Consider the following 9,893-nt stretch of genomic DNA (forward strand, 5'->3'; position numbering starts at 1 on the left):
CCTGTGGGATTTGCGGGACAGGTGAGACCCCGCAGAGCGAAGCTCGAGGAGGCTCAGCGCCCGCCCCACGGAAAGCGAACCTTTTCCCGCAGCCCCAAACTCATACGAATGCCTCGAAATTGAGTCTTCCGGAATAGGGAGCTTTAATGGAATAAGAAAGATCAATCATATTTAGCAATGAAATAAACAAAGGAGGGATGATCATGGGGTTTTTAGATGGAATCATGGGAAATGCAAGCAAAGTGGATATTGAAAAACTAGAAAAACAGCTAGGTGAAGTGCTTATAGAAGGAGAAGAAATTCAAAGTGGTTATAAAGTCCTGCGTGACTCCTTCATATTCACTGACAAACGCCTTTTGCTCGTTGACAAGCAAGGAATGACAGGAAAGAAAGTAGAGTATCACTCGATTCCTTATAAAAGTGTCACTCATTTCAGCGTAGAGACAGCTGGGAGCTTTGATTTGGATTCTGAATTGAAAATATGGTTATCCGGGACGAATGAACCGATAGGAAAGCTCTTCAAGAAGGAAAGCCCAATCGAGGAAGTTCAAAGAACGCTAGCAAGATATGTATTGTAATTAAATTGTACAGCTTGGAATGAAAAAGGGTAAAAAGCAAGGATATAGTTTATCAATCTAATATACTTGGATTGAAAAAGGCACAACAGCTGATAGGAAGCTATTGTGTCTTTTTTATCTTGAAATAAATCTAAAAATCCTCCAATATAATATATAGATTTTAAGAATAGTGAAAAAATTAATGAAAGCGTTATCAAGTAGGAGGGCATGAGATGAAGCTTGAATTGACTCAAAAGCAGACGACAGGGTTATTCATGACAACTGAGGTTCGTCAAGCAATTTCATTACTCCAGTATTCTGCGATGGATGTATGGGACTATGTGCAGGAAGAGATGCTGAATAATCCGCTGCTGGCTGTGGAGGAAAGAGGGTTTTCTGATACTTACAGTTCTCGTGGCCGCAATCAGGCAGGGGACGCCATGAATAACCTGGTTGAATTTTACCCAAGCCATGAGAAAGGCTGGAGAGAGGAACTTTTTGATCAAATCAAATGGCAGCTCGATCGTCAAGAAGAACAGAGAGTCATGCGTTATTTAATCCTTAACTTAAATGAACATGGGTTCTTACCTATGGAAGAAAATGAAATTGCTGCTGAAATGGAGGTTTCTCAGAGTTTTGTAAAGAAAACTCTCGAATGTCTTAAAAACTATGAATCTAAAGGATTGGGTTGTTCTAATACGAGAGATTATTTACTATTCCAGATCAAACAGAAGCATCCCGATGAAAGTTTACTCGTTCAGTTGGCTGCTCATCACTTGGATGAGTTAGCAAACCGCAAGTGGAACCAGTTGTCAAAAAGCTTAGGTGTTTCACAAGGTGATATAAAAGTAGCGTTTGCAATTCTCAAAAACCTACAGCCTCATCCTTATATCGAATCTATGAAACAACCGGTAAAATACATGGTTCCAGATCTCATCGTAAAAAAAGATGGGGCACGCTACTTACTGACGGATCCAAATTCGCTGCTTTCTTCTATAAATATCGACGCTTCTTATCCAAATTTATCAAAGGATTCCCAAGCCGAGACATTTATCAATGAATGTTATAAGAAAGCTGATTGGCTTATCCGGAGTATTGAGCAAAGGCGTCAGACAATCCTGAAAGTAGCAAAAGTGATTGTGTATGAACAAACTTCTTTCTTGCAAGGAGGTGCGTTAAAACCTCTCACTTATAAGCAAGTAGCTGAGAAGATTGGCGTCCATGAATCGACAGTAAGTAGAGCCGTATCAAATAAAGTGATGCAAACTCCACAGGGAACCTATGAACTGAGGTTCTTTTTCACTACGGGAATCTCTCAAAGTGAATCGATGATCTCTTCCAATCAAGTGAAGAGTTTTATTAAAGACTTCATTGATCAGGAAGATAAAAGCAGACCTCTTTCTGATCAAAAGCTATCTGACTTATTGAAAAAAGGTCGTGGCGTGGAGATCTCCAGGAGAACAGTGGCTAAATATCGGGAAAGCCTGAGCATTCCTTCTTCTTCTAAACGAAAAGAATAGACCAAAACATTCATATGCGTTCTGTAGATTAACGATTTCCAAAAAAGGGGATAGACCAATACAGAACGTAATATGAGGAGGCGGTTGATTCGTGAAGAAGCTAATTACCTATGTAAAAGAATTAGTAGAGGAGTTTCAGAAAGATAATATTCCGATTTTAGGCGCTGCTCAAGCGTATTATTACTTATTAGCCATTGTACCGATGTTGATTTTGTTATTATCTATCCTTCCCTATTTGAATATTGAAGCGGAAGCAGCTGTACAAGCCCTGGGACGGGTTCTTCCAAGTAATACAGCAGAAGTTTTCCGTGAAAATATCATTAGTATCGTGGAGCAGCCAAAAGGAGGATTATTGACAATCGGTATTCTTGGTACGCTTTGGTCTGCTTCAAATGGGGTGAATGCGTTCATTCAGTCGGCTAATCAGGCCTATAACGTTGAAGAGACAAGGTCTTTCATAAGGGTAAGGCTGATGTCTATCGTTTTGACGCTTGGCATGATCCTGGCGATCGTTGTTGCTTTGCTTCTTCCAGTCTTCGGCGATGTGATCATTAATTTTATCAACAATGCAGTCAATCTGCCTGACCAGACGATTATTCTCTTCCAAGTGCTCAGGTGGGTGATCAGTGTTCTTGTTATCGGTGCTATATTAATGGCTCTTTATCATTACGCACCAAATAAGAACATTCCTTTCAAACATATTATTCCAGGAGCGATCATTACAGCGGTGTTGTGGCAGCTCATCTCACTTGCTTTCTCATTTTATGTCAGTAATTTTGGGAATTACTCAGCGACATATGGAAGTCTCGGTGGAATTATCATCCTTATGCTTTGGTTCTTCCTTACCGGTATTATTCTCATGGTAGGCGCTGAAATCAACGTCATTTACCACAGAAAACATGAAGGTGATAAGCGGAAAGTGGCGTAAAAAAGAAAGACCGATTCTTTATTCAAGAATCGGTCTTTCTTTTTTGTATGGCTTTTAGTCATAGTCTTATATCAGATAGTAACCGCGTTATTGAAAAAGGTTATTCATCTATTCAACTAAAACTCCCTATTCCGGAAGACTCAGTTTCGAGACTTTTAAGGTGACGAATAGGGGGCCTGGAAACCGGTCGCTTTCCCCGAAGCCCTTAATTTCTTTAGACATCTCGAAACCGATTCTTCCACATCCTGCACTAATCCCTGCAAGACAGTTTCGCTCTCGTCACGTGAGTGCAACGGAATGTTTTTCTAAAAGTTCAGTGAGTGTCGGGCGCACGTTTCCATCCCTACCGATCACCGGAGTAGCCGCAATCAGGGAGTTGAGTACCGCCTCCTCTGTGGCTTCACCGATAGCACGAAAGGCTTCATCGATTTCTTCTTCATGAATGAAAGTTGCCGATAAAAGCTCTCCGGTCTTTTCGTGAGGTATTTTCGTTGCCGTTGAGAAGCCGATGACCACTTCGCCGCTTCCCGTGGTGATGACCGAACCTGTTCGCGATAACCCAGTCACGGAACGCTTGATGATCCGATTCAGCTGCCGTTCGGTCACTGGTAAATCTGTGGCTGCGATCACCATCACAGAACCCTTATCACGCTCTTCATTGGAAGCGGTGATGTGATCAGCCAGTTCCCTTCCTACCGGCTTCCCGTCCACTCTCAAGTCACTAAGTGATCCAAAGTTGGTTAGAACAAGGACTCCCATCGTATAGGTTCCATGCTCTAATTCAATAAGACGGGAAGCTGATCCGATTCCACCTTGTAAGGAGTAACAGAGCATCCCCGTCCCCGCCCCTACACATCCTTCATCGAAATCTTTCCCCGTTTGCCTAAGCGCCGATTGAACATGGTGTTTTTGTACGTATTGGGCACGTATGTCATTTAAAAACATGTCATTACACTCTCCAACAATCGGGTTTACAGTTCCGGTGCTTCTGCCGATTTCAGGATTGTCCTCTAACATATATTGAATAAGTGTGTCCGCAGCAGTTCCGATGCTCAGCGTGTTGGTTAATACAATAGGGGTTTCAAGTGTGCCAAGCTCTTGCATCTGGATGGTCCCCATTGTTTTACCAAACCCGTTGATAACATGACTGGAAGCCACCAATTTTTCTTTAAATACATTTCCTTGATGGGGAAGGATTGCTGTAACTCCTGTTTGACAATTTTGGTCTCTTAAAGTTCGGTGGCCAACAGTTACACCTTCTACATCTGTAATTTTATTCCTTTCACCGGTTTTTAATCGACCGATCTCCACTCCATAATCTCTTATACGTTTCATATGTACTCCCTCCATATCTTTCATAATTCTGGAGAATGGTTTCGATATCCTTCTTGCCTATTTGTATGTTCATGCATAGTTATTAGTTTATATGCATTTTTTCTATATACTTCCATCTTTAAAGCTTTGAAAGCCATTTGAAAAGAAAAATTTTATAAAAATCCATTAATTTTATGTTTGCGCTTACATAATTGAGTTACAAGAGTTGAAGCGTGTCTTCTATTGTTTTAATTTAGTGAAAAATCGCTCGGATGGCGTCATGAGGGCGTGAATACTGAGTTTTTTCATGCTATACTAGTAAGAAACTGAAAAAACTGAATTTTTTAATTTCTGATTTTGACATGAAGGAACAAGACTGCTAGGGGGAATGAATATGCAAAAACACGGATATCCTGTGCCGCAAGGTTTATATCATCCGGAGAATGAGCATGAAGCTTGTGGAATAGGAATGATCGCCAATATAGATGGCACAAAGTCTCACAGCATCGTAGAGAACGCTATTACTATTCTTTGTAACCTAGAACACCGTGGTGGCCAGTCTGCCGATGTCAGTACAGGTGACGGCGCTGGAATTCTGACTCAAATTCCGCATTACTTTTTTGAAAAGCAATGTGAAAAAGAAGATATACAACTTCCCGAGGCCGGCGAATACGGAATCGGAATGTTGTTTCTGCCAGAAGACCATGATACACGCATGGAGTGTAAGAGAAATTTCGAAAGGGTCGTTCAAGAAGAAGGACAAAAGTTTCTTGGATGGAGAACGGTCCCGATCAATGACTCTTTCGTAGGTGACGATGCTAAGAAAACGAAGCCTTTCATTCGTCAGGCTTTCGTAGCTCCTGCTGATGATATCAAATCTCAAATGGAGTTTGAAAGACGTTTATACATTATTCGGAAGCGTGCAGAAATTGAGATTTCGAGTAAGGATGGATTCGATGACTTCTACATCAGCAGTTTATCGACCAATACGATTGTATATAAGGGAATGCTGATTCCTGAGCAATTAGATTCTTTTTATATCGATTTAAACCATCCCGACTTTAAAACGGCCCTCGCTTTAGTGCATTCCCGTTTTAGTACGAACACCTTCCCGAGCTGGAAGAGATCTCACCCGAACCGCTATACGATTCATAATGGAGAATTCAATACATTACGAGGAAACGTCAACTGGATGAGAGCCAGACAAGAGCTTTGTTCATCTGAGTATTTCAGTGATGAGGATCTGCAAAAGATTCTGCCGATCATTGACTCTGAAGGCAGTGACTCCTCTATGTTCGATAATGCTTTTGAATTTTTGTATTTATCAGGCCGATCCCTGGCTCATACCGCAATGATGATGGTTCCAGAGCCGTGGTCCAATGATGAAACGATTCAAGAAGATAAAAAGAATTTCTATGAATATCACAGTTGTTTGATGGAGCCATGGGATGGCCCTGCCGCTCTTGCTTATACCAACGGAAAACAAATTGGAGCATGCTTGGACCGTAATGGGCTGAGACCTGCTCGTTACTACGTTACAAAAGATGGAATGATTGTTCTGGGGTCTGAAGTAGGGGCCTTGGATATTTTTGCTGACGATATTCTATACAAAGATCGTCTCCATCCTGGCAAGATGCTTCTTGTTGATTTAGAGGAAGGAAAAATCATTCCAGACGAAGAAATCAAGCTGCAAATTGCTAGAGAGCATCCGTATAAAGAGTGGATTGAAGAACATAAATTCGATCTTGAAGATCTTCCAGAACCAACGGAAGAGCACCGTCCGGTCGAGCCTTTTCTTGAACAGCAGCTGGCATTCGGTTACACAACGGAAGAATTGAATAAAATTCTGATGCCTATGGTTACAGGTAAAAAAGACCCTGTAGGCTCAATGGGATACGATTCACCACTCGCTGTATTATCGAAAAAACCACAACTTCTCTATAGTTATTTCAAACAGCTTTTCGCCCAGGTTACCAATCCACCGATCGATGCAATACGTGAATCTTTGATCACGATGGTGGAAACGACGATCGGGGCAGAAGGGAATTTAGTCGATCCGAAGCCAGAGAGCTGTAGACAAATTCGTTTGAAGACGCCTGTCTTGACGAACCGTCAGCTGGAGCAGCTGCGTCAACAGTCATTAACAGGTTTTGAAACAAAAACACTGTCCATTTTGTTTGATGCTAAAGAAGGCAAGATGAAAGAAGCCTTGGATCGATTGTTTGAAGAAGCGGATCAAGCCATTGAAGAAGGAACGACTTTGCTCGTTCTATCTGATAGAGGCATTAGTAGCGAACAAGCGGCAATTCCGGCCCTTTTAGCTGTGTCAGGATTGCATCACCATTTAATTCGTAAAGGGACACGGACAAAAGTAAGCTTGCTGATCGAAACAGGGGAAGCGAGAGAAGTTCATCACTTCGCTACGCTGCTCGGATACGGTGCAGAAGGCATTAATCCATATCTTGCTTATGAAACGCTTCGTGAATTGATCGAACGTGGTGAAATGGAAGTGGAATCTCATGAGGAAGCTGTCGGCATTTATGTGAAAGCTGCTACTGACGGCATCATAAAAGTATTATCAAAAATGGGGATTTCAACCATTCAAAGTTACCGTGGCGCTCAAATATTTGAAGCAGTCGGTATTCATAAAGATGTCATCGACCAGTACTTTACTCGTACAGCATCACGCTTAGGAGGCATTGGTCTCGATATTATTGAAAAAGAAGTGCTTATGCGCCATGAAGTTGCTTATGGGGAGTCGCGCGGTGGAAACCGGACTCTTGAGGCAGGCGATGACTTCCAATATCGTAAAAACGGGGAAGATCATCAGTACAACCCGCAAACGATCGCTACTTTGCAGCACGCATGCCGAAGCAATGATTATGAGCTTTTCAAACAGTATTCCAAAATGCTGACAGATGAAAAACAAAATTTACAGTCATTAAGAGGACTGCTTTCCTTTAAGGAGCGACCATCTATTCCATTAGAGGAAGTGGAATCTGTCGAGGATATTTGCCGCAGATTCAAGACCGGGGCGATGTCTTATGGTTCAATCAGTCAAGAAGCGCATGAAGCATTAGCGATTGCTATGAACCGAATCGGCGGAAGAAGTAACTCTGGTGAAGGAGGAGAAGACGCGAGACGTTTCACTCCTGAAGAGAATGGAGACTCCAAGCGCAGTGCGATCAAACAGGTAGCCTCAGGACGATTCGGCGTTTCAAGTCATTACCTTGTCAATGCGGATGAAATCCAAATCAAGGTGGCTCAGGGCGCGAAACCTGGAGAAGGTGGACACCTTCCTGGCAAGAAAGTCTATCCTTGGATCGCTGAAGTTCGTGGTTCCACACCTGGAGTTGAATTGATTTCTCCACCTCCACACCATGACATTTATTCGATTGAAGACTTGGCAGAGCTGATTTTCAACCTGAAAAATGCGAATCCAAAAGCAAGGGTCAGCGTCAAGCTCGTTTCAGCTGTCGGTGTAGGGACGATCGCTGCAGGTGTTGCGAAAGGTCGAGCGGATCTTGTCTTGATTAGTGGATACGACGGAGGGACAGGTGCAGCTCCAAGGACAAGTCTGAAGCATACGGGTCTTCCGTGGGAAATCGGACTTGCTGAAACGCACCAGACCCTCGTCCTTGACCGTTTACGTGACCGTATTGTCGTCGAAACGGATGGAAAAATGATGACTGGCCGCGACATTGTTGTTGCCTCATTGCTGGGAGCTGAAGAGTATGGATTCTCAACAGCACCACTAGTCGTTCTAGGGTGTATTATGATGCGTGTTTGCCATTTGAATACATGTCCAGTGGGTGTTGCGACACAAGACCCAGAACTTAGGAAGAAATTCACTGGCGAAGCTGATCACCTGGAAAACTTTATGCGCTTCATCGCTCAGGAAGCTAGAGAGCTGATGGCAGAGCTTGGATTCCGTACAATTAATGAAATGATCGGCCGTACCGATGTCCTGGAGGCCAATCAAGCGGTAGATCATTGGAAAGCTAAGGGTGTAGATTTGTCTGCACTGCTTTATCAGCCGGATGTACCTGCTGACTATGGCCGTTATGCGACGAGAAAACAAGATCATGGTCTTGAGAAGACGCTCGACGTCGAAGAGATTATTCCGCTGTGTAAGCAGGCTATTGAAACAGGAGAGCCGGTGGAAGGGACAGGTTCCATCCGTAATATCCACCGTGTTACAGGAACAATGCTTGGAAGTGAAATTTCTCGCCGTTATGGAGAAGCTGGTTTGCCGGAGGACACGATTCGTCTGACCTTTAAAGGGTCAGCTGGTCAAAGTTTCGGTGCGTTTATTCCAAAAGGTGTAACATTGAGACTTGTTGGAGACTCCAATGACTATGTGGGGAAAGGTTTATCGGGTGGTAAGATTATTGTCCATCCTTCACCGAAATCCACTTTTGTCCCAGAAGAGAATACCATCATTGGGAATGTGTCCTTTTATGGTGCCTCAGGGGGAGAAGCTTACATCAACGGGCTCGCTGGTGAACGTTTCTGTGTAAGAAACAGTGGTGCCAATGTAGTCGTTGAAGGAGTGGGTGATCACGGCTGTGAATACATGACGGGCGGAAAAGTCGTCGTGCTTGGCGGTACTGGACGTAACTTCGCTGCAGGTATGTCTGGAGGAGTCGCTTACGTGCTTGATGAAACAGAGCAGTCGTTTGAGACGAAGTGCAATAAAGAGCTTGTGCACCTGCAAAAATTAAGTGATTCACAGGAGATCCAAGACGTTTATGAAATGATTGAGAAGCATGTCCAATATACAAATAGTGCCTTAGGTCAACGCATCCTTAACAACTGGAATGAGTTCGTTCCTAAATTTGTACGTGTCATTCCTAGGGATTACTTGGCTATGCAAGATCGCATCAAGCGTCTGAAAGAGAGTGGCATGGAGAAATTTGATGCTGAGATGACGGCTTTTGAAGAAAGAAACAAACCGGTTGAGACAGTAAAATAACGAAGAAGGGGGATATCTAATGGGGAAGTCTACTGGATTTATGGAGTACGAACGCCAAACGCTGCGTGAACGTGATCCTGCAACACGAACGAAGGACTGGGATGATTACACGATTCCCCTCTCAGACGAAGAGGTGCAAAAACAAGGGGCTCGCTGCATGGATTGCGGCGTCCCTACATGTCATTCTGGTATGGAACTGAATGGGGTGACAACAGGGTGTCCGGTTTATCACTTGATTCCAGAGTGGAACGACCTTGTTTATCGAGGACAGTGGAAAGAAGCCCTGAAGAAAGAACATGAGATGAACAACTTCCCGGAATTTACAGGTTTTGCGTGTCCCGCGCCATGTGAAGGTGCTTGTGTACTCGGTATTAATGAACCTCCTGTAGCTATTCGGACAGTCGAACGTTCTATTATAGAAAAAGGTTTTGATGAAGGATGGGTTGTACCTGAACCTCCTGAAAAACGTACAGGCAAGAGTGTCGCTGTGGTTGGCTCAGGCCCCGCCGGTCTGGCTGCAGCTGCGCAGTTGAACAAAGCAGGCCACTGGGTGACTGTCTATGAGCGTAACGACCGCATCGGCGGGTTGCTCACTTACG

At 43.5% G+C, this 9,893-nt stretch carries 6 protein-coding genes; 5 read left to right on the top strand and 1 reads right to left on the bottom strand.

What is annotated here, in order from left to right:
* The first annotated feature begins 203 nt into the window (after positions 1-203).
* The 3 genes from LD39_RS11825 (at position 204) to LD39_RS11835 (ending at position 3,005) form a co-directional block, all read left to right on the top strand.
* On the top strand, positions 204-578 hold the full coding sequence (locus LD39_RS11825; protein WP_035546674.1) for a PH domain-containing protein: 375 nt from the start codon (positions 204-206) through the stop codon (positions 576-578).
* A 212-nt stretch (positions 579-790) separates the two neighbouring features.
* A complete protein-coding gene (rpoN, locus tag LD39_RS11830) occupies positions 791-2,077 on the top strand; it encodes an RNA polymerase factor sigma-54 (RefSeq protein ID WP_035546677.1) in 1,287 nt (428 codons plus the stop codon).
* A 91-nt stretch (positions 2,078-2,168) separates the two neighbouring features.
* Positions 2,169-3,005, top strand: a complete 837-nt coding sequence (locus tag LD39_RS11835; protein ID WP_035546685.1) for a YihY/virulence factor BrkB family protein — start codon at positions 2,169-2,171, stop codon at positions 3,003-3,005.
* A 279-nt stretch (positions 3,006-3,284) separates the two neighbouring features.
* Here LD39_RS11835 and LD39_RS11840 read toward each other — a convergent pair whose 3' ends face one another.
* Positions 3,285-4,340 (bottom strand): P1 family peptidase, encoded by a 1,056-nt coding sequence (locus LD39_RS11840; protein ID WP_035546688.1) that lies wholly within the window; start codon positions 4,338-4,340, stop codon positions 3,285-3,287.
* A 373-nt stretch (positions 4,341-4,713) separates the two neighbouring features.
* On the opposite strand from LD39_RS11840, the gene gltB reads away from it, so the two are divergent.
* Positions 4,714-9,294 carry a glutamate synthase large subunit gene (gene gltB / locus LD39_RS11845; protein WP_035546690.1) on the top strand — a complete coding sequence of 1,527 codons (4,581 nt, stop codon included), beginning with the start codon at positions 4,714-4,716 and terminating at the stop codon, positions 9,292-9,294.
* Positions 9,295-9,313: 19 nt separating this feature from the next.
* The coding region (locus LD39_RS11850; protein WP_035546693.1) for an NAD(P)-binding protein at positions 9,314-9,893 on the top strand (580 nt) is incomplete at its 3' end.

Origin of the sequence: Halobacillus sp. BBL2006, from assembly GCF_000786645.1 — a bacterium.
Classification (GTDB): Bacteria; Bacillota; Bacilli; order Bacillales; family Halobacillaceae; genus Halobacillus.